Below are 18,617 nucleotides of genomic sequence, written 5' to 3' on the forward strand. Positions count from 1 at the left end.
AGGAAATGGCAGTCGCTCCTTCGCTCAACTGCCTCTCCAAAGAATCCTTTCTCAGCCTAAACTCAACCCCAAAATCGCCATATGCGATTCCCCTGCCCCTCGAGGGGAGATGGCCGCGAAGCGGCCAGAGGGGGTCGCTTCGGCTGGGCTCGGCCCGGTCTGATTTTCGAAGAAGGAGGAAGTTGGCGCTTCACGCGAGACGACCCCCTCTGTCGCCTTCGGCGACATCTCCCCTCGAGGGGAGATTGGCGCATAGATGAATCAAATTTGCCGATCAGGCGAAAACTATTCGGTTGCGGTAAGCCGCCGCCCTGCCTACGATTTCGCCTACGCTAAGGAAAGGGCAGGATGCAGCAACCCGGCCGGGCCGCAGAGATCAAGGCAATCGGGATCGGCAAGAGCTTCGGCTCGTTCCGTGCGCTGGACGATCTGACGCTCGATATCGGCCGTGGCGAGTTCCTTACCCTGCTCGGCCCCTCCGGTTCCGGCAAGACCACCTTCCTGATGATCCTTGCCGGCTTCATTCAGCCGACCGACGGTCGCCTTTACAGCGACGGCGTCGATATCACCGAGCGGCCGGCCGAGCAGCGCGCCGCCGGCATGGTCTTCCAGGGCTACGCACTGTTCCCGCATATGAGCGTCGAGGCCAATATCGCCTTCCCGCTCAAGGTGCGAAAGAAATCGGCGGCCGAGATCAAGCGCCGCGTTGGCGAAATGATCGAGCGCGTCGGGCTCAAGGGCCACGAAAAGAAACTGCCGTCGCAATTGTCCGGTGGGCAGCAGCAGCGGGTGGCGCTGGCGCGCGCACTGGTTTTCGAGCCGGGCGTGCTTTTGCTCGACGAGCCGTTTTCGGCACTCGACAAGGGCCTGCGCGGCCAGATGCAGGCCGAGATGAAGCGGCTGCACCAGGAGACCGGCACCACCTTCGTCTTCGTCACCCATGACCAGAGCGAGGCGCTGGCGTTGTCGTCTCGCGTCGCCATCTTCAACCATGGCAAATTGCTGCAGGTCGGCGCGCCCGACGAGGTCTATGACCGGCCCGACAACCGCTTCGTCGCCGAGTTCCTGGGTGAGATCAACATGCTGCCGCTGAAGGGCGTGCGCCCGGCCGACAATGGCTCGACCGGCCTTTGCGAAGACCGCGCGATCAGCATGCGCTGCAAGGCCGAGAAGGTCCGTGGCGACGCCATCCTGGCGATCCGGCCCGAATACATGTCGATCGCACGCGAGGCGGCAGCGGGCGAGAATGGTATTGCCGCGACTGCCGTCGCCTCGACCTATCTCGGCGCTGCGACGCGGCTCGATCTGACGACGCGCCAAGGCGCCAAGGTCACGGTCTCGGTGCCGAACGAGATTGCCGCTTCCGCGCTCAGCAAGGGCAATTCCGTGTGGCTGACCTGGCCGGCGGAGAAAGGCTTCCTCCTTCCGGACGGAGGACAATGACGATCGGCGTGGCGAATTCGCCAAGCTGACTTTCAGGAAATACCAACAACAAAAAGGGGAACTGACATGACAAATCAAACCAAGAAAAATTCCATCGAGGCGCTGTCCGCCAGGGCAGTGCGCGGCGAGATCTCGCGCCGGCAGTTCACGCAACTGGCCGCACTGGTGCTGGCCGGCACGCCGATGCTGCTGCGCTCGACCGGCGCCTTTGCCGCGGCTAAGGAACTGGTGCTGGTCAACTGGGGCGGCGACGCCATCACCGCCTACGACGCGGCTTACGGCCAGGCCTTCACCAAGGAGACCGGCATCACCGTCAAGATGGACGGCTCCGGCCCGACCGAAGGCGCGATCGCGGCGCAGTTCAAGAGCGGCGCGCCGACCTGGGACCTGGTCGACGTGGATCCTTTCTCGGCCATCACGCTCGGCGCGCAAGGCATGCTCGAGCCGATCGATTATTCGATCGTCGACAAGAAGAAGATGCGGCCGGGATTCGGCTGGGAATACGCCGCCTCGACCTATTTCTTCTCCTATGTCATCGCCTACGATGCCGAGAAATACGGCAGCCAGGCACCAACCGGCATGGCCGACTTCTTCGACGTGGCAAAATTCCCCGGCAAGCGCTCGCTTTACAAATGGGGCGTGTCGAGCTGGGAAGCGGCACTGCTTGCCGACGGCATCGCTCCGGCCTCGCTCTATCCGCTCGACCTCAAGCGCGCGCATGACAAGATCGCAGCCTTCAAGGAGAACGTCGTTGCCTATTGGGGTGGCGGCGCCGAAAGCCAGAGCGTGCTGCTCAATGGCGAGGCCTCGATGGCGATCGTCTGGTCGACCCGGGCTTCGCTCATCGAGCAGGATTCCGGCGGCAAGATCAAGTTCATCTGGGACCAGGGCCTGATCTCGCCCGGCGCGCTCGCCGTGCTCAAGGGCAATCCCGGCGGCAAGGACGCGGCGATGAAGTTCATCGCCAGCACCCAGGACCCGGAGAAGGAACTCATCATGTTCGACAAGCTCGGCCAGGGTCCGGCCAACCCGGCCGCCGACGCGCTGATCCCCGCGGACAAGAAGCGCATCAACCCCGTCGATCCCGAGAACATGAAGAAGCAGATCCCGCTCGACATGGATTGGTACGCCAAGAACTACGGTGCGGCACTCGACGAATACACGAAGATCATCTCCGCCTGACAAGCCGGGATGATCGGGGGCGAGATGAGAGCACACCTCTCCGACAGGATCGGCGCGGCGCTGTTGATGGCGCCGCTGCTCGTCTTCCTTGTGCTGGCTTACGCCTGGCCATTCCTCGGCGTCGTCAAATGGAGTTTTACGCTGCCCACGCCGGGGCTGGGGCAGTACAATGCGCTGCTCACGGATCAGTTGGTGCAGTCGGTCTTCATCCGCACGCTGCGCATCGCCGCCATCGTCACGATCGTTTCGGTTGCCGCCGCCTACGCCATCACCGTTGTCTGGGTGCGCGGCACGCCGGTGCAGCGCGTCGTGGCCGAGTTCTGCATCCTGGTGCCGTTCTGGATCTCGGTGCTGACGCGCGCCTTCGGCTGGGTGGCGCTTTTGTCCAATCGCGGCCTGATCAACACCTGGCTGCAGGCGGTCGGCTTCATCTCGGAGCCGCTGGCGCTGGTGCGCAACGAGTTCGGCGTTATCGTCGGCATGACGCATTTCCTCATCCCCTTCGCCGTGTTTCCACTGGCCTCTTCGATGCAAAGCCTAGACGACCGTGTGCTGCTGGCGGCGCGCGGCCTCGGCTCCAGCCGCATGCGCACCTTCTGGTCGGTGTTCGTGCCGATGACCCGCTCCGGCATCATCGGCTCGGCGCTGATCGTCTTCGTCTTTTCGCTCGGCTTCTTCGTCACGCCGGCGATTCTCGGCGGCGGCCGCAGCGTGATGATCGCCGAGCTGATCTATCTCCGCATCTTCCAGAGCCCGGACTGGGGCCTGGGCGCGGCGATCAGCGTAGTGCTGGTGCTGTTCGTCGGCGCGCTGATGGCGCTGCTTTTCCGCTATATCAGGCCGAAGCAGTTGGTGTAGCGCGATGCCGACCTACCGCCCCGGTCCCGTCTCGCTGATCCTCGCCGCCCTGGTCGCGCTATTCCTGCTGTTGCCGCTGCTCGCCGTGATCCCGGTGTCGCTGACGCCGAGCCGCATGCTGGCGATGCCGTCGGGCGAACTGTCGCTGCGCCATTACCGGGCGCTGATCGAGGATCCGCGCTGGATCAATTCGATCCTGCTCTCGATCAGGATCGGCATAGTCAGCAGCGCCTTTTCCACGGTGCTGGCGCTGTGCTTCAGCCTCGGTGTCTGGATGTTCCAGCCGCGCTTCACCGCCGCTCTCGTCGGCTTCGTGCTGCTGCCGATGGTGGTGCCGCCGGTGGTCTCGGCAATCACGCTCTATTTCCTGCTGACCTCGATCTCGGGGTTCTCGTCGTTCTTCGGATATGACACCTGGCTGGGTGTCGCCATGGCGCATGCGGTGATGACGGTGCCCTTCGCCACGGTGCTGATCCTGGTGTCGCTCAGCCAGCTCGACCGCCGCATCGACCTCGCCGCCCGCGGCCTCGGCGCGACCGTATGGGAGCGCGCCACCCGCATCATCATGCCCAACATCAAGTTCGGCATCGTCACCGCAGCACTGCTGTCCTTCGTGCTGTCCTGGGAAGAGATCGGCGTCACCCTGTTCATCACCTCGGTCAACGCCATCACGCTGCCGCGGCTAATGTGGATGGGCCTGCGCGACAACATCGACCCGGCGATCGCAGCGCTCTCGGTGATCCTGATCGTCATCACCGTGCTGGTGCTTGTGGCGCGCAGCGTCGTGGTCAGGCTGCCCGCGGCGCAGTAGACGCGCCTCACGCCGTGGTGACTGGCGCAAATGAAACCTTGCGCTACGATTTTCGTTATAGGTAGTTCAACACGTCGAAGGCTTCGCCATGAACCAAGGATGGTTTTCCAAGCCGGTTGCGGTTGCGGTCGGCATCGTGGGAGATATCCGCAACATTTCCAATGCACGGCAGGCTGTCGAATTGCTGGAAGCCCACTGGCGCGACGCCGGCAGCGCCAAACACGGCTTGGCACTGCGCACATGCCGCCGCGCCATGAGCGACGATCGCTGGACCGAAGCCGCCAGGGACGCGTTCATCGAGGCCGCGCGGGAGGCGCATGTCCTGGTCGAGCGAGCCGTCGAACCGCAGGACCGGTCCAGGCAGGCGGGACCGTGATCGATTTATGAGAGCCTCGGTGGTTCGGCCGATCTATTGCATCTCAGGCAGCATGCAGCCTTGGAATGGCGCTGACGTCGACCTCGCGCTCCGCGTGCCACGCATCGTAAGCGGCCTGCATCCTGAGCCAGATCGCGGCGCCGTCGCCGAACATCTTTCCAAGGCGCGCCGCAACAGCCGGCGACACCGGCTTCTTTTCGCGGATGATGTCGTAAAGCTGCTGGCGCGAGATTCCGAGCAGATTGGCGATTTCCACCTTGGTCTTGCCGGTTGCCGGGATAATGTCGTCGAGCAACGCCCCGGGGTGGGATGGGCAGCGCTCCATCGGATGCATCGGCTCATACACGCTCATAATCGATTTCTCCAATCTAAGCCGTCTCAATGGTACTGTTCGAAATCGACGCGGACAGCATCATTGGCGTGGAATTCAAATGTGATGCACCACGGCCCGTTGACATGCACCGTGTAGCGGGTCGGGCTGAAGCCCTTCAAAGCGCGGAAGTCGAAGCCGGGCAGGTCCATGTCGTCAGGCCTTTCCGAAACTTCCAAACGGTCAAGCCGGACAAGGATGCGCTTATGCATCTTGGCGTCGATCTTTCCGGTCTTTCCGGTTTGAAAGAGGTCTGCCAGCGCCTTGTGCTTAACCCATCGCCTGGCGGATTCTCTTGGACAGGCGGCTCAAAAATGCCGGTCTGGACGACGCGTCAAGCTTCCACGACAGGACTGCCGTCGCCATTTTCCGCGGCAGCACCCCGACCGACAGGAACCAGGCGGCGAGGATGGCGCGCCGCCGCAGCGATGCGGTCATCTCGAGGCTGGCGACGGCGCCGGCCGCCCCGAGCGCCAGCCGGGAATCGTCGGCCACGGGGTGTCGGTCTCTATCCGCGCAAAGCGATGCCAGCCGCTCTTCCAGATGGATCGGATCGTGGCGGACAGCATCCGACGGCACGATGGTCAGGCCGATCCCGGAGGCCTGGTCCGACAGCGCCTGCATGCGGCGGAAATCGTGGGTTACCCGCCAGCGTGCCCGCTCGGCGAGTTTTTCACCGAAGACCGAATGGTTGGCGCCGTGGATCCGGTAGGCGCCGAGGCATTCGTCGATCGATTGGACATACCCGTACATCGGTGCCAGCGTTGCCAGATAGCCATCGGCGCCCTGGCGGAACTCCGGCTCCGGGATCGGCATGATCGATTCCAGGGTTGCACGGTCGAAGGCCAGCCCACTGGTCACGGTGGTCTGGTAACGGCCTTTGTGCAGCAGTTTCGGCATGACGTCGCCGCTGTCGAAAGGCAGTTCGGGGGGCGGAAAGACATCCTTGATGCGTTGCCCCTCGTCGACGATGTGCAGTCTGGACTGGACCTGAGCGGTTGCCTCGTCCCAGGTCTCGACGATGGTGGAGACGGCGGTCGGATAGAGATAATCGTCGGCATCGAGGAACAGGACGATCTTGCCCGAGCTCGCAGCGAAGCCGGTATTGAATGCCGCCGCATGTCCGCCATTTTGCGCTCGCGGGCATGCGAGGATCTCGTCGTGATACGATTCCATGATTGTGGTGGAATTGTCTTGCGATGCATCGTCGACGACGATGACCTCGACATCCGCGTAGTCCTGCTCGAGGGCGCTGTCGATGCTGCGGTTGAGGAACCGCGCATAGTTGTAGTTCGGGATGATGATGGATACCGGAAGCCGGTTTTGGACAGACTGCATCGCGTTTGACCTCGCATCTTGCTTTGGTTCGGCAAAGGCCCGCTCATGGGCCTGCCCCCTCTTCAAGCGCCGCTCTTGGCGCGCAACGAGTTCCCTGGGAAAAGCTTGCGCCTTCCAACAGGAGACGGGTCACGTTTCGCATTGCGACTTCGTACTGAGGCCGCCATTGCCTTCGAGGGCTGCTGCCATGTCACGATCGGCGGCAGCAAAAGCTCCGACGTTCGGCCAAGGTGATGTCGCAACCGAGCCCGACGGAAATGTCTCGCCTCGCGATCAGGTCGGGGAGCGAAGCGGACGGTGCCCTGAAGGCATGGCGGATAGTGGCCTGCAAATGCGGCTGGAACAAGCCCCGCGTCGAAAACAGGGCCACTTCAGGTTGCGTTTCAGGCGGCATGCCGCGACCGCCGGCGCTTTTGCCCCGGAGCCGGCGAACCGCCTCCGGGGCTTATGGTCATGTGGTCTAAACAGTCAGGCGGCCTGCAAACCCGGCAGCGACAGGTCGACTTCCTCCGGCAAGTCGCCGGCCATGGCGGCGGCGAACTTCGTCTGGTCGAGTTCTCCTTCCCAGCGTGCCACAACGACCGTCGCTACCGCATTGCCGATGAAGTTGGTCAGCGCCCGGCATTCCGACATAAAGCGGTCGACGCCGAGGATCAGCGCCATGCCGGCGACCGGCACGGTGGGGACGACCGAAAGCGTCGCCGCCAGGGTGATGAAGCCGGCGCCGGTGATGCCGGCGGCACCCTTGGAGCTCAGCATGGCGACCGCAAGCAGCAGGATCTGGTCGCCATAGGTGAGTGGCGTGTCGGTCGCCTGCGCGATGAACAGCGCGGCCAGCGTCATATAGATGTTGGTGCCGTCCAGATTGAAGGAATAGCCGGTCGGGATGACTAGGCCGACCACCGAGCGGTTGCAGCCGGCGCGCTCCATCTTGGCCATAAGGCCCGGCAATGCCGCTTCCGAGGACGAGGTGCCGAGCACCAGCAGCAGCTCCTCCTTGATGTACCGGATCAGCGCCAGGATCGAGAAGCCGTTGTAGCGGGCGACGGCGCCGAGCACCACCAGCACGAACAGCAGCGCGGTCAGGTAGAACGTGCCGATCAGCATGGCGAGGTTGGCGATCGAGCCGATGCCGTATTTGCCGATGGTGAAGGCCATGGCGCCAAACGCGCCGATCGGCGCGGCCTTCATCAGGATGGCGACGAGGCGGAAGATCGGCGTGGTCAGCGCCTGCAGGAAATCGACGACCGGACGGCCGCGATCGCCGACCAGCGCCAGGGCGACACCGAACAGCACCGAGAAGAACAGCACCTGCAAAATGTCGCCTTGCGCGAAGGCGCCGGTGATGGTGTCGGGGATGATGTTCATCAGGAAGCCGACGATGGTCGTGTCGTGGGCCTTCTCGGCATAGGCCGTCACCTTGGCGGTATCGAGCGTGGCCGGATTGATGTGCATGCCGGCGCCTGGCTGGACGACGTTGGAGACGACCAGGCCGACGACCAGCGCCAGCGTCGAGAACACAAGGAAATAGACCATCGCCTTGCCGGCGACGCGGCCGACCTTCTGCAGGTCGGAAACACCGGCGATACCGGTCGCCACGGTCAGGAAGATCACCGGCGCGATCACCATCTTCACCAGCTTGATGAAGGCGTCGCCGAACGGCTTCATCGCCTCGCCGGTTTCGGGATAGAAATGGCCGAGCAGCACGCCGGCGGCGATCGCCGCCAGCACCTGCACATAAAGGTGCCGGTATAAGGGAAGTTTGCCGCGCGGCCCGGCGGCAGCGATTGCTGTCTGCATGACGTCCTCCATGGCGCCCCGATCGAAAGCTCGACTCCCCGGGGCAGTTGTTTTGACCAGCAGCCTCGCGACTGCTGAATTCGTGTTTGCAACAGCCGTGCCAGATACGCAGAAGAGTTGTTCGTCATTGATTTTATTGAGCATTCCCAAACGGCCGCACTGCCGGACGCATGGTCAAGTGCGACTCTCCGCATAGGTCGAATTGTGTTTTGTGCGAGTTCATGCACAAATGGGCGATGCTGCAACGCCACGCCGGTGCCTTGTCTTCGACGCCCGAGCAACTCGCCAGGCGGGCGCGCCGAGCCTGGCTGCTGTTTGCGGCCGTCGCGCTTTTGATCGTCACGGCAGCGCTCTACGGCGCCGGCCTTTACGGCCGCACCGCCGAGATCGGGGCCTTGGCGGCGCAGGGGCGTACCGACGCCAATCTGAAGGTCGCGCTGCTGCGCGCCGTGCTCGAAAGCCCGCGCGCCCTCCCCCTGCTCTTGTCTGCAGACCAGCAAGTGCGTGACGCGCTGTCGCAGAAAAACGCCGCGGCAATCGATGTGCTGAACCGCAAGCTCGAGGGGCTGGTCTCCGGCACCAAGGCGTCGGTGCTCTATGTGATCGGCGCCGACGGACTGGCGATCGCCTCCAGCAACTGGCGCGAGCCGATCAGCTTCGTCGGCAACGACTACCGTTTTCGCGATTATTTCTCCGGCGCGATGCAGGCCGGAACCGCCGAATATTTTGCGCTCGGCAATGTCAGCAAGCGTCCCGGCCTCTACATTTCGCGGCGCGTCGGCGATGCCGCCGCACCGCTCGGCGTCGTCGTCGTCAAGATGGAGTTCGACCAGCTCGAAGCCGACTGGCGCGAGGCCAACCGCCCGGCCTATGTCAGCGACGAGAATGGCGTCGTGCTGATCACCAGCGTGCCGTCCTGGCGCTTCATGACAACCGCGCCGCTGGCCGCACCCAAGCAAGCCGCAATTCGCGACAGCCAACAGTTCGGCGACGCGCCGCTTGTGCCGTTGCCGATCATGCACGCGCAGGCGCTCAGCCCGGATGTGTCGATCGTCCACGCGGTGACGCCCGGCGGCAGCGACGCGCAGTATCTCAGCCTTTCGACGCCGGTTCCTTCGACCCCCTGGCGGCTCGACTATCTGATCCCGGCTGAAGCGCCGATCGCCGCTGCCGTCCGCGAAATGCGGCTTCTGGCACTGGGTGTCGTCGTGCCGCTGCTCGGCCTGGCCGCGTATCTGTTGTGGCGCCGGCAGTCGGCGCAGATGCGGATTGCCGCCGAACAGGCGGCGCGCACCGAACTCGAACGCCGCGTTGTCGAACGCACCGAGGATCTGAGCCGAGCCCGCGACCGGTTGCAGGCCGAGATCACCGGCCACCGCAACACGGAGGCAAAGCTCCAGGTGGTGCAGCAGGACCTGGTCCAGGCCAACCGCCTCGCCATCCTCGGCCAGGTCGCCGCCGGCGTCGCCCACGAGATCAACCAGCCGGTCGCCACCATCCGTGCCTATGCCGACAACGCCCGCACCTTCCTCGACCGCAAGCAGACCGGGCCGGCTGAGGAAAACCTCGGCGCCATTGCAGCCCTTACCGAACGCATCGGCTCAATCACCGAGGAGTTGAAGGCATTTGCCCGCAAGGGCCGCACCGCCGCCGAGCCCGTCGAATTGCGCGGCGTCATCGAGGGCGCCGTCATGCTGTTGAGAAGCCGCTTTGCCGGCCGGCTCGACGCATTGGTCGTCGACCTGCCGCTGCCGAGCCTCAAGGTCATGGGCAATCGGGTGCGGCTCGAACAGGTGCTGATCAATCTCTTCCAGAACGCGCTGGAGGCGCTCGACGGCCGCGACGACGCTCATGTGCAGGTCTCGGTCGAAGAGACCGCGGACGGCGTGACGATCAGCGTATCCGACAACGGACCCGGCATTCCGCCGGCGATCCTCAAATCGCTGTTCACGCCGTTCAACACCTCCAAGGAAAAAGGCCTTGGCCTCGGCCTCGTCATCTCCAAGGACATCGTCGCCGACTATGGCGGACGCATCGAGGTTTCGAGCGGCGACAGCGGCACCCGCTTCACCATTCATCTCCAGAAGGCAGCGTAAGCCATCATGACGAACGACAATTCCGCACCGGTGGTCCTGATCGATGACGATCGCGATCTCCTCAAGGCCACCGCGCAGACGCTGGAGCTTGCCGGCTTCTCGGTCTCGGCCTTTGCGGTGGCGGCCGAGGCGCTGGCCTGGCTCGACGCCGGTTTTGCCGGCGTCGTGGTGTCGGATATCCGCATGCCGCAGGTTGACGGCTTGCAGCTTTTCAACCGCATCCTGCGGCTGGATGCGGACATTCCGGTTATCCTCGTCACCGGGCATGGCGACATCGCCATGGCCGTCAAGGCGATCAAGGACGGCGCCTACGACTTCATCACCAAGCCCTTCGCCGCCGACCGGCTGGTGCAGAGCGTGCGCCGCGCAGCGGAAAAGCGCCGCCTGGTGATGGAGAACCGGACCTTGCGCGAGGCGGCCGGAGAGGCGCAGGACGGCCTGCCGCTGATCGGCCAGACACCGGCGATGGACAGGCTGCGCCGTACGCTACGCCAGATCGCCGACACCGAGGTCGACGTGCTGGTCACCGGCGAGACCGGCTCCGGCAAGGAGGTGGTGGCAAGCCTTCTGCATCGCTGGAGCCGCCGCGCCAAGGGCAATTTCGTCGCGCTGAATTGCGGCACGCTGCCGGAGACCGTCATCGAGAGCGAGTTGTTCGGCCATGAGGCCGGCGCCTTCACCGGCGCGCAGAAGAAACGGATCGGCCGCATCGAGCACGCCAGCGGCGGCACGCTGTTCCTCGACGAGATCGAAAGCATGCCGGTCTCGACACAGGTGCAGATGCTGCGCGTGCTGGAGATGCGCGAGGTCACGCCGCTCGGCACCAACGAGGTGCGGCCGGTGGATCTGCGCGTCGTCGCCGCCGCCAAGGTCGACCTCGGCGATCCGCGCCAGCGCGGCGCTTTCCGCGAGGATCTCTATTACCGGCTCAACGTGGTAACGATCTCGATCCCGCCGCTGCGCGAGCGCCGCGACGATGTCGCCCTGCTGTTTTTCTATTTCGCCGAGCGCGCCGCCGCCCGCTTCCACCGCCCTGTGCCGGCAGTGCCGGCGACGGTGCATCGCCATCTGAGCGACCATGACTGGCCGGGCAATGTGCGCGAACTGGCGCATTTCGCCGAGCGGTTTGTGCTTGGACTGGAGGAAGGCGCCGAAGCACAACCCCCTGCCCCGACCCAATCGAACGCCGCCATGAAGCTGCCGGAGCGGCTGGAGCGCTACGAGGCCGACATCATTCGCGAGACGCTTGGCCGCAACGACGGCGATGTCAGGCGCACGATCGAAGCGCTGGGGATTCCGCGCAAGACTTTCTACGACAAGCTCCAGCGCCACGGCATCGTGCGCAGCGATTTTTCCCGGTAATCGCCGCCGGCCTCGCGACCGGGCGGCTCGGCTATTTGGCGTCGTGGAGGATGATGCCGACAGTGTGGCGCATGCCGGAGCGTAGCCGGCTGACGCCGTGCCTGAGGTTGACGCGGTAATTGCCCTTGCTGCCCTGGACCGGACGATTGTGGACCGCGAAGGCGACTGCATCGCCCTGGCGCAGCGGCACCACCTCGACGCGGCTCTGCATGCGCGGACGCTGCTCGGCCAGCACGAACTCGCCGCCGGTGAAATCCTTGCCTGGTTCCGACAACAGGATCGCCACCTGCAGCGGGAACGCCAGATCGCCGTAGAGATCCTGGTGCAGGCAGTTGAAGTCGCCGGGGACATATTGCAGCAGGAGCGGCGTCGGCCGCGTCTGGCCCTGCTGGTGGCATTGCTCGAGGAACGCGGCGTGTTCGTCGGGATAGCGCTGCGCGATACCCATGCGCGCGTTCCAGTCGTTGGCGACCGCGGCCAGGCGCGGATAGAGCGCTGTGCGCAAGCCGCCGATCAAGTCGGGCAAGGGATAGCGGAAATAGCGGTACTCGCCCTTGCCGAAGCCGTGCCGCGCCATGTGGACATGGCTGCGGAAATGGCTCTCGTCCGGATAGAGGCTGGCTGTCTGTCCGCACTCCTGCGGCGTCAGCAGCTTTTCCATCACCGCGCAGCCATAGCCGCTCAGCTCATCGGCCAGCGTCCGCCAATCATATCCGGCAACGCGCACCTCCGCCGATTTCACCGCCGCTTTCGCGCCTATCGAATGGATGGTCATGGCTTCGCCTCCTGTGGCTTCTCTGTCATTGAGATGGGTGAAACGGCGCGCGCGGACCACCCGTTTCTTGCCGGGTGAGGTTCGCGGGACGGGACGTCATTCAATTTCCGATTTCGTGGTCATGGGCTAAACTTGTTCCACTCAACGGGACCGCCACCTCCATGATCGTCCAGACCTGCATCAATGGCGCGCGCAGCGCTGATTTCCACCCCCGACTGCCGCTTGATCCCGAAGCCATTGCGCGAGACGGCGCGGCCTGCGTGGCCGCAGGTGCGGCCGAGTTGCATGTCCATGCACGCGGGCTCGATGGCCGCGAAAGCCTTGCCCCTGACGCGATGGACCCGACCGTGCTGGCGCTCCGCCGCGCCTGCCCGGGGACACTGATTGGCGTGTCAACGGGTGCCTGGATCGAGAACGACGACCAGCGGACGCTGGCCGCGATCGCCGGCTGGAGCGAGCTTCCTGACTACGCCTCGGTCAATCTCAGCGAGAACGCAGCGCCCGCCGTCATGGAAAGCCTGCGCCAGCGCGGCATTGGCATCGAGGCCGGGCTCGCCTCCGTTGCCGACGCCGAACGCCTGGTGAGCCTCGACCATGGCAACCGCGTGCTGCGCATCCTGATCGAAATCTCCGAGCAGGAGCCGGATGCTGCGCTTGAGATCAGCGACGATATCGCCGCCGTGCTCGACGGCGCCGGAATGCGCCGGGCAATCCTGCTGCACGGCGCCGACGCCACGGTCTGGCCTTTCGTGCACCGGGCGGCGGAACGCCGTTGGTCGACGCGCGTCGGACTGGAAGACGGCAAGGAGCTTCCTGATGGAACAATAGCACCCGGTAACGCTGCGCTGACAGCGGCAGCCGTCGCTATCTTCGAGACCAGTCGTTAGCACGGGGAAAGCGTCGATGGCCGCCGATCCCTCTTCAGGGGGGAGATAGCAAGTTTTGGCAAATAGGCAGGTCTAAGTCGGCGAACTCAAGCGTGGCAGCACGCTAATGTCAGTAAAATCTATATAAAACCTTGCATATTAATTAAACCAGCAATTAATCAGCACATCGACGACCCCGCATGTTAGTGCTCTCCTGCATCGGGGACCATTTTTTTATGAAAATCATTCCACAGAATGATCACGCTTCGCCGCGCCGGATTCAACAGTATACATCGATACAGATCCTGCGGGGGCTGGCAGCCCTCATGGTTGTTACCTATCATCTTCCGGCCGCACTGGGCATGCTCGATCTGGATATTCCCGTTCTAAACAGTGGCGTCGACCTGTTTTTCGTCATCAGTGGTTTTGTCATGGTTCTCTCGACGGAGAACAGACGCCCGGACCACCGTGCTTTTTTGATGCAGCGGTTCACGCGCGTCGTTCCGTTCTATTGGGTTATGACCTTCCTCATGGTCGCTGCACTTTGGTTGTTTGCCGATCGTGCAGTGTCTCTTGAGCAGACCACCAACAGCCTGCTTTTCATACCCTATCTCGATACTGTCACGGGCTATGTCCAACCAGTGCTTGGCGTGGGTTGGACGCTCAATCTGGAAAGCCTGTTTTATATTCTGTTCGCGGCGACCATGAGTTTTGGTAAGTGGACGCAAATGGCCGCGGTCGGCGTTGTCTTTGCAATCGCCGTAGCGGTGCGCATCATCTTCAAACCCGCCGCCGACACTGTGCTGTTTTTCTACACCACGCCAATCCTGTTTGAGTTCCTTGCCGGCATGGCTCTCGGCCATCTGGTCGGCAGGCTGACGCGTTTGCCTGCCGTCCTGGGTGCCTCGGCACTCGTGTTCGCTATCATGTCCATGCTGGTGATGGTACTTGGCTTCAACTTGCCGCGAACCCTTGCTCAGGGACTCCCCGCGTTGATCCTTGTCGCGGCTTGCATCAGCCTGGAAAGCTACTTCCGGCTTTTTGCTCCTCGCGTGCTGGCAAGGTTGGGTGATGCTTCCTACTCTCTCTATCTGACGCATCCTATCGTGCTGCTTGCGACCGCTCCTGTCGTTGCAAGCGCCAATGTATCACCATGGCTTGCAGGCATGGTTCTTGTCGCCGCCTGCATTGCCGTCTCCCTGGCCAGCTATAGTTTTATTGAAAAGCCGATTTTGGCCATTTCGCGGATGAGCCTTTCCGCCTATCAGGTGAAGGCATGAGTTGCGGCTGCGCCCTGCAGCGATTTTGGGACAACGACATGCATAGAACAACGACTTAAAGCGCGTCGCAGCATCCGTTTATGCGACGCGCTCTAAATGCAAAATAGCTGCCCGGTTGGGCCCGAAGCAGCTTATTGTTTTATGCACTTCGGCAATTTGCCAGTGGTTACTTTGCAATCATGTAGGCATCGTCAGTGTAGAGTTTGCCAACTCCACCATAGTGACCCACGCCAAACACAAATGACTGAGGTGTACCTGATCCGTCGGAATCCCGCCCGACCGGCCAGGTTGCGTTTGACGATGATTGCCAAAACACCCCGTCCAGATACCAATCGATGCATACCCCTTCATAGAGATCCGCGCGCAGCTGAAACCAGCGGCCTTTCGGTGCGGGAACATCGTTAGCCGGATTATGCACTCCGGCCGCTGCATTCTCCACATGCAGCATCACCACATCGTCAGTCGAATTGTCGGTCAGGTTGACCCACCACGTTGGGTCCTGCTTGAAAGGCGATTGCTCGGTCACCTTGAACTGGAAGATATTCGCCCAGCCGTTTCCCGCGTATTGGTAATCGGAGGGAATGAAAAACCACGCGACATAGGTTCCATCGATCCCTGACGGCGGCACCACCTGGAGTGGACGTCCGAAAGCGTCGTTCTTGGCTAGGCCGCCTGCAAAGAGCCACTCCTTGTAGACTTTGGAGTGGGGCTTCCCGGCATTGATGGCAGCCAGCGTCGTTTCGAACTTTCCGAAGCTGTTGCCGCCGTGCGAGGATACATTCCCTGCGCCGGTCGAGACAAGGCCGCTGACAATTGCGTTCAGGCTGGGATCGGCTTGCGCGGAATCCTCCGCCTGAACGAAAGACCAGTCGGTGTAGCACGAGGCTCCGGTGCAAGGCCCCTCCTCCCAGTCCGCTCGCCAGTAAGGCGCATTCTGGGCATATGCGGCGCCAACTGGCGCCATGGCGGCGGTAATGGCGCAGATTGCCGTCAGCACAAACAGATGAAAAATCTTCTTCATGTCGATTTACCGTTCCTTTCTAGATTATGGATTCCAGGCACCTCTTGCGCCATTTGCTTCTTTCACCCTCGAACACAGCGCGTCCCGAACGGCTGTCCTGCCAACCTCAAGCCGGCGGCGCTGAACCTTCAAAGGTATGGGAAAACAAAAAACCCGCCTCGGGGAGGCGGGTCTTTGGAGCCAATTAGCACCATACCCAAATTAGTAGCATAGCTGCCGGCACAAAGCAAGAACAAAATGTGGCGTCCTCGACGAAACCGCCGACAGGCATAGGGGCACCGCGGACGACGTGGCTCTTGCCATTGTTAAAAATCTCTCATAAGGTATTTTCATATCCGAAAGAAAATCCGACCGTTTATTTCCCTTTATGAAAGCCTGAGCGTTTGCGGGAACATCTCGATCAGACCGACCGGCGACTGGTCAAGCTGCTGTCGCAGGATGCGCAGCTTGGCGTCAACCGCCTCGCCGAGAAGATGGCGATCTCGGTGCCGACGGTGCGCATGCGGCTGCGCAACCTGCTCGACCGCAACCTGCTCAAGATCGTCGGGCTGCTCAACCTCACCGAACGCCCCGAGCTGATCTCGGCGATCGTCGGCATCAATGCGCAGGGACGCGGCCGCGCCCGAGAACTGGCGCAGCGCATTTCCGAACTGCCTTTCGTGAACTCGGCCGCCGTCGTCACCGGACGCTTCGACATCATCGTCGACGTGACCGTGGCCGGTGATGTCGCCGATCTCTATCGCGTCACCAGCGAGCTGATCCCCGGCGCCGGTGAGCCGGGCGAAGTCGTGCGCAGCGAGACCTTCGTCGTCATGGCATCCTGTAACAAATGGGTCAGCCTGCCGGAAGGCTGCTGGTCGGACGAGACGCGGAAGGAAATGGCATGAAGATCGCGGTTCTCGGCGGCCTCGGCCTGCAAGGCCGGGCGGCGATCGCCGATCTCGTTGGCAGCGACGGCGTCGAGCAAGTGGTCTGTGTTGACACCGCAACCGACGGCGCTGCGCGGCTTGGCGGCCTGACCGACCTTGCCCGGGTGCGTTTCGTCGTGCCGGAGGGCGCGATCGGTCCGGTGCTGGCCGATGTGATGAAGGACGCCGACGCGGTCATCGACCTGTTGCCGCAACCGCTGATGCGCGAGGCGGTGCAGGCGGCGATCGCGACGCGCACGCCGCTGGTCACCACCAATTACGGCAAGGCCATCGCCGATCTCGCGCCCGAGGCCGAAAAGGCCGGCGTCTCGATCGTCACCGAATGCGGGCTCGACCCCGGCATCGATCTTGTGCTCTACGCGCGCGCCGCAAGCCAGTTCGACACCATCACCGCGATCGATTCCTACTGCGGCGGCATTCCCGAGCCGAAAGCGGTGGTCGAGCCGCTGCGCTACAAGGTGAGCTGGAATTTCGACATGGTTCTGATGAGCCAGAACCGCGACAGCGTGCTGGTCGAGGACGGCAAGCGGGTCGATGTGCCGGCCGCCCGCCAGCATGACAATCGTTTTATCCACGAGATCGAGGTGGCGGGGCTGGGCAGGCTGGAAGCCTTCCCCAATGGCGACGCGCCGCATTATGCCGGCATGCTTGCCGCCGCAAAGGGGCTGCAGCGCTCCGGCCGATATTCGCTGCGCTGGCCTGGCTGGTCGGCATTCTGGGCGCCGCTGAAGCAGCTCGGCTTCCTGTCCGAGGAAAAGGTATGCGGCACCGGTGTCAGCCCACGCGAATTCCTCGGCCGGCTGCTTGGCCCGCAACTGCAATATGGCGCCGACGAAAAGGACCTTTGCGTCATGCGCAACGTCTTTGTCGGCAGCGAAGGCGGCCGCCGCAAGACGGTGACCTCGGAGCTGGTCATCGAACGCGACCTCGCCTCCGGCCTGTTCGGCATGAGCCTTGGCGTCGGCTATCCCGCCAGCATCGTGGCGCAGATGCTGGCACGGCGTGAGATCGCCACGCCCGGCCTGCTCAACCCGCTGCTGCATGTGCCCGATGGCCGCTTCCTCGACGAGCTGGCCAGGCGCGGCATCAAGGTTGCCGAAATGGTGAGCTGGGACTGAAGGATTTTCGAACGGTGGTTGCCGCCGGCAACGGCGCTGCCGTTCAAAAAGCACCCGATGGGGTGAAACAACAAGTGCAACAACAAACGACAACAAGGAGGAATGCCCAAATGAAGATTGCCAAGCTTTTCATCGCCGGACTTGCGCTCGCCGGCCTCACCGCTGCCGCCAGTGCCGGAACCCTCGACGAGATTACCAAGCGCGGTGAGTTGCGCGTTGCGGTGCAGACGCAAGGCCCGCCCTTTTCGCTGGTGGGTGCCGCCGGCGAACGCACCGGCAGTTCGGTCGAACTCGCCGAACTGATGGCCAAGGAAATGGGCGTCAAGATCACCTTCCTCGACTTCGACTGGGACGGCCTGATCCCGGCGCTGCTGTCGGGCAAGGCCGATCTTCTGGTCGCCGACATGACGCCGACGCTGGCGCGCGGCATGAAGGTCGCCTTTACCAAGCCTTACATGTACACGGGCAGCACCGTCTTCACCAAGGCTGGGACCGCCTTCAAGTCCACCGAGGACTGCAAGGCCAAAGGCACCAAGATCGCGGTGCTGCTCGGCGCCACCGGCGAGAAGGAAGCCAAGGCCGCCTTCCCCGATGCCGACATCAAGAGCTACAAGGGCGGCGGCCCGCTGCTGCTCGACGCCGTCAATAACGGCCAGGCCGATTGCGGCGTCAACGACGTCTCGGCGGTCAAGGGGCAGTCGACCGCTTACCCAGCCGGCAGCTTCACCATCATGCCGGATATGCTGTCGAAGGAGCCGCTGGCCTTCGCCACGCGCTATGACGAGCAGGACCTGCTGGTCTGGATGAACCTGTTCCTCGATCAGGTCAGCCTCGACGGCCGCCTGCAGAAGAACCTCGATTACTGGGTGAATTCCGACGCCTGGAAGAAAGACCACTAACGAACAGGAGTAGGGAGTAGCGAGTAGGGAGTAGAAATTAGGGAGCATGGAGTGGCTGATGGCATTCCGGACACCTTCACTACTCACTACTGC

At 63.0% G+C, this 18,617-nt stretch carries 18 protein-coding genes; 12 read left to right on the plus strand and 6 right to left on the minus strand.

Annotated elements, in window-relative coordinates; translation table 11 throughout:
- The first annotated feature begins 348 nt into the window (after positions 1-348).
- From NKH98_RS18785 to NKH98_RS18805, 5 genes are all read left to right on the plus strand, one after another.
- On the plus strand, positions 349-1,443 hold the full coding sequence (locus tag NKH98_RS18785) for an ABC transporter ATP-binding protein (protein WP_352900521.1): 1,095 nt from the start codon (positions 349-351) through the stop codon (positions 1,441-1,443).
- 66 nt (positions 1,444-1,509) lie between these two features.
- Positions 1,510-2,625: an ABC transporter substrate-binding protein gene (locus tag NKH98_RS18790; RefSeq protein ID WP_352507129.1), complete on the plus strand. Its 1,116-nt coding sequence runs from the start codon at positions 1,510-1,512 to the stop codon at positions 2,623-2,625.
- 24 nt (positions 2,626-2,649) lie between these two features.
- A complete protein-coding gene (locus NKH98_RS18795; protein ID WP_352900524.1) occupies positions 2,650-3,483 on the plus strand; it encodes an ABC transporter permease in 834 nt (277 codons plus the stop codon).
- A 4-nt stretch (positions 3,484-3,487) separates the two neighbouring features.
- Positions 3,488-4,294: an ABC transporter permease gene (locus NKH98_RS18800; RefSeq protein ID WP_352803189.1), complete on the plus strand. Its 807-nt coding sequence runs from the start codon at positions 3,488-3,490 to the stop codon at positions 4,292-4,294.
- Between the two features lie 88 nt (positions 4,295-4,382).
- Positions 4,383-4,670 (plus strand): DUF982 domain-containing protein, encoded by a 288-nt coding sequence (locus tag NKH98_RS18805; RefSeq protein ID WP_352475640.1) that lies wholly within the window; start codon positions 4,383-4,385, stop codon positions 4,668-4,670.
- 43 nt (positions 4,671-4,713) lie between these two features.
- On the opposite strand, the gene NKH98_RS18810 is transcribed toward NKH98_RS18805, so the two are convergent.
- The 4 genes from NKH98_RS18810 to NKH98_RS18825 all read right to left on the minus strand — a co-directional run bounded on the left by NKH98_RS18810 (position 4,714) and on the right by NKH98_RS18825 (position 8,178).
- Positions 4,714-5,022 (minus strand): HigA family addiction module antitoxin, encoded by a 309-nt coding sequence (locus NKH98_RS18810; protein ID WP_352507126.1) that lies wholly within the window; start codon positions 5,020-5,022, stop codon positions 4,714-4,716.
- 26 nt (positions 5,023-5,048) lie between these two features.
- Positions 5,049-5,300 (minus strand): type II toxin-antitoxin system RelE/ParE family toxin, encoded by a 252-nt coding sequence (locus NKH98_RS18815; protein ID WP_352900702.1) that lies wholly within the window; start codon positions 5,298-5,300, stop codon positions 5,049-5,051.
- 10 nt (positions 5,301-5,310) lie between these two features.
- Positions 5,311-6,378, minus strand: a complete 1,068-nt coding sequence (locus NKH98_RS18820; protein WP_352900528.1) for a glycosyltransferase family 2 protein — start codon at positions 6,376-6,378, stop codon at positions 5,311-5,313.
- A 468-nt stretch (positions 6,379-6,846) separates the two neighbouring features.
- A complete protein-coding gene (locus NKH98_RS18825) occupies positions 6,847-8,178 on the minus strand; it encodes a dicarboxylate/amino acid:cation symporter (RefSeq protein ID WP_352900531.1) in 1,332 nt (443 codons plus the stop codon).
- A gap of 221 nt (positions 8,179-8,399) precedes the next feature.
- Between NKH98_RS18825 and NKH98_RS18830 the strand changes: the two genes are divergently transcribed.
- Positions 8,400-10,274: a sensor histidine kinase gene (locus NKH98_RS18830; protein WP_352900534.1), complete on the plus strand. Its 1,875-nt coding sequence runs from the start codon at positions 8,400-8,402 to the stop codon at positions 10,272-10,274.
- A gap of 6 nt (positions 10,275-10,280) precedes the next feature.
- The gene (locus tag NKH98_RS18835) at positions 10,281-11,636 is read left to right on the plus strand and encodes a sigma-54-dependent transcriptional regulator (RefSeq protein ID WP_352803176.1); all 1,356 of its coding nucleotides are present in this window, start codon (positions 10,281-10,283) and stop codon (positions 11,634-11,636) included.
- Positions 11,637-11,667: 31 nt separating this feature from the next.
- On the opposite strand, the gene NKH98_RS18840 is transcribed toward NKH98_RS18835, so the two are convergent.
- On the minus strand, positions 11,668-12,411 hold the full coding sequence (locus tag NKH98_RS18840; protein WP_352900537.1) for a 2OG-Fe(II) oxygenase: 744 nt from the start codon (positions 12,409-12,411) through the stop codon (positions 11,668-11,670).
- Positions 12,412-12,572: 161 nt separating this feature from the next.
- Here NKH98_RS18840 and NKH98_RS18845 point away from each other — a divergent pair, with 161 nt between their 5' ends.
- Together NKH98_RS18845 and NKH98_RS18850 are read left to right on the plus strand one after the other, a co-directional pair.
- Positions 12,573-13,298 carry a 3-keto-5-aminohexanoate cleavage protein gene (locus NKH98_RS18845; protein ID WP_352900540.1) on the plus strand — a complete coding sequence of 242 codons (726 nt, stop codon included), beginning with the start codon at positions 12,573-12,575 and terminating at the stop codon, positions 13,296-13,298.
- Positions 13,299-13,513: 215 nt separating this feature from the next.
- Entirely contained in the window at positions 13,514-14,557 is a 1,044-nt protein-coding gene (locus tag NKH98_RS18850) for an acyltransferase family protein (protein WP_352900543.1), read from the plus strand.
- A 166-nt stretch (positions 14,558-14,723) separates the two neighbouring features.
- Here the strand turns inward: NKH98_RS18850 and NKH98_RS18855 are convergent, their stop codons facing one another.
- Entirely contained in the window at positions 14,724-15,578 is an 855-nt protein-coding gene (locus tag NKH98_RS18855) for a hypothetical protein (RefSeq protein WP_352900546.1), read from the minus strand.
- A gap of 383 nt (positions 15,579-15,961) precedes the next feature.
- Here NKH98_RS18855 and NKH98_RS18860 point away from each other — a divergent pair, with 383 nt between their 5' ends.
- The 3 genes from NKH98_RS18860 (at position 15,962) to NKH98_RS18870 (ending at position 18,524) form a co-directional block, all read left to right on the plus strand.
- Complete coding sequence (locus NKH98_RS18860; protein WP_023677254.1) at positions 15,962-16,465, plus strand: Lrp/AsnC family transcriptional regulator; 504 nt, start codon at positions 15,962-15,964, stop codon at positions 16,463-16,465.
- Entirely contained in the window at positions 16,462-17,625 is a 1,164-nt protein-coding gene (locus tag NKH98_RS18865; protein WP_352900548.1) for a saccharopine dehydrogenase family protein, read from the plus strand. The genes NKH98_RS18860 and NKH98_RS18865 overlap by 4 nt, the downstream gene beginning before the upstream one ends.
- 110 nt (positions 17,626-17,735) lie before the next feature.
- Positions 17,736-18,524: an ABC transporter substrate-binding protein gene (locus NKH98_RS18870; protein WP_023677252.1), complete on the plus strand. Its 789-nt coding sequence runs from the start codon at positions 17,736-17,738 to the stop codon at positions 18,522-18,524.
- Positions 18,525-18,617 lie beyond the last annotated feature (93 nt).

It is taken from the genome of Mesorhizobium sp. M0833 (assembly GCF_040319905.1).
Lineage (GTDB): Bacteria > Pseudomonadota > Alphaproteobacteria > Rhizobiales > Rhizobiaceae > Mesorhizobium.

Excerpts from the sequence above, each read along its gene's own strand:
- NKH98_RS18855 (WP_352900546.1), bottom strand. The coding sequence starts at position 15,578 with ATGAAGAAGATTTTTCATCTGTTTGTGCTGACGGCAATCTGCGCCATT.
- NKH98_RS18825 (WP_352900531.1), bottom strand. The coding sequence starts at position 8,178 with ATGCAGACAGCAATCGCTGCCGCCGGGCCGCGCGGCAAACTTCCCTTA.
- NKH98_RS18820 (WP_352900528.1), bottom strand. The coding sequence starts at position 6,378 with ATGCAGTCTGTCCAAAACCGGCTTCCGGTATCCATCATCATCCCGAAC.
- NKH98_RS18785 (WP_352900521.1), top strand. The coding sequence starts at position 349 with ATGCAGCAACCCGGCCGGGCCGCAGAGATCAAGGCAATCGGGATCGGC.
- NKH98_RS18805 (WP_352475640.1), top strand. The coding sequence starts at position 4,383 with ATGAACCAAGGATGGTTTTCCAAGCCGGTTGCGGTTGCGGTCGGCATC.
- NKH98_RS18810 (WP_352507126.1), bottom strand. The coding sequence starts at position 5,022 with ATGAGCGTGTATGAGCCGATGCATCCGATGGAGCGCTGCCCATCCCAC.
- NKH98_RS18835 (WP_352803176.1), top strand. The coding sequence starts at position 10,281 with ATGACGAACGACAATTCCGCACCGGTGGTCCTGATCGATGACGATCGC.
- NKH98_RS18795 (WP_352900524.1), top strand. The coding sequence starts at position 2,650 with ATGAGAGCACACCTCTCCGACAGGATCGGCGCGGCGCTGTTGATGGCG.
- NKH98_RS18850 (WP_352900543.1), top strand. The coding sequence starts at position 13,514 with ATGAAAATCATTCCACAGAATGATCACGCTTCGCCGCGCCGGATTCAA.
- NKH98_RS18865 (WP_352900548.1), top strand. The coding sequence starts at position 16,462 with ATGAAGATCGCGGTTCTCGGCGGCCTCGGCCTGCAAGGCCGGGCGGCG.
- NKH98_RS18840 (WP_352900537.1), bottom strand. The coding sequence starts at position 12,411 with ATGACCATCCATTCGATAGGCGCGAAAGCGGCGGTGAAATCGGCGGAG.
- NKH98_RS18800 (WP_352803189.1), top strand. The coding sequence starts at position 3,488 with ATGCCGACCTACCGCCCCGGTCCCGTCTCGCTGATCCTCGCCGCCCTG.
- NKH98_RS18790 (WP_352507129.1), top strand. The coding sequence starts at position 1,510 with ATGACAAATCAAACCAAGAAAAATTCCATCGAGGCGCTGTCCGCCAGG.
- NKH98_RS18845 (WP_352900540.1), top strand. The coding sequence starts at position 12,573 with ATGATCGTCCAGACCTGCATCAATGGCGCGCGCAGCGCTGATTTCCAC.
- NKH98_RS18830 (WP_352900534.1), top strand. The coding sequence starts at position 8,400 with ATGCACAAATGGGCGATGCTGCAACGCCACGCCGGTGCCTTGTCTTCG.
- NKH98_RS18870 (WP_023677252.1), top strand. The coding sequence starts at position 17,736 with ATGAAGATTGCCAAGCTTTTCATCGCCGGACTTGCGCTCGCCGGCCTC.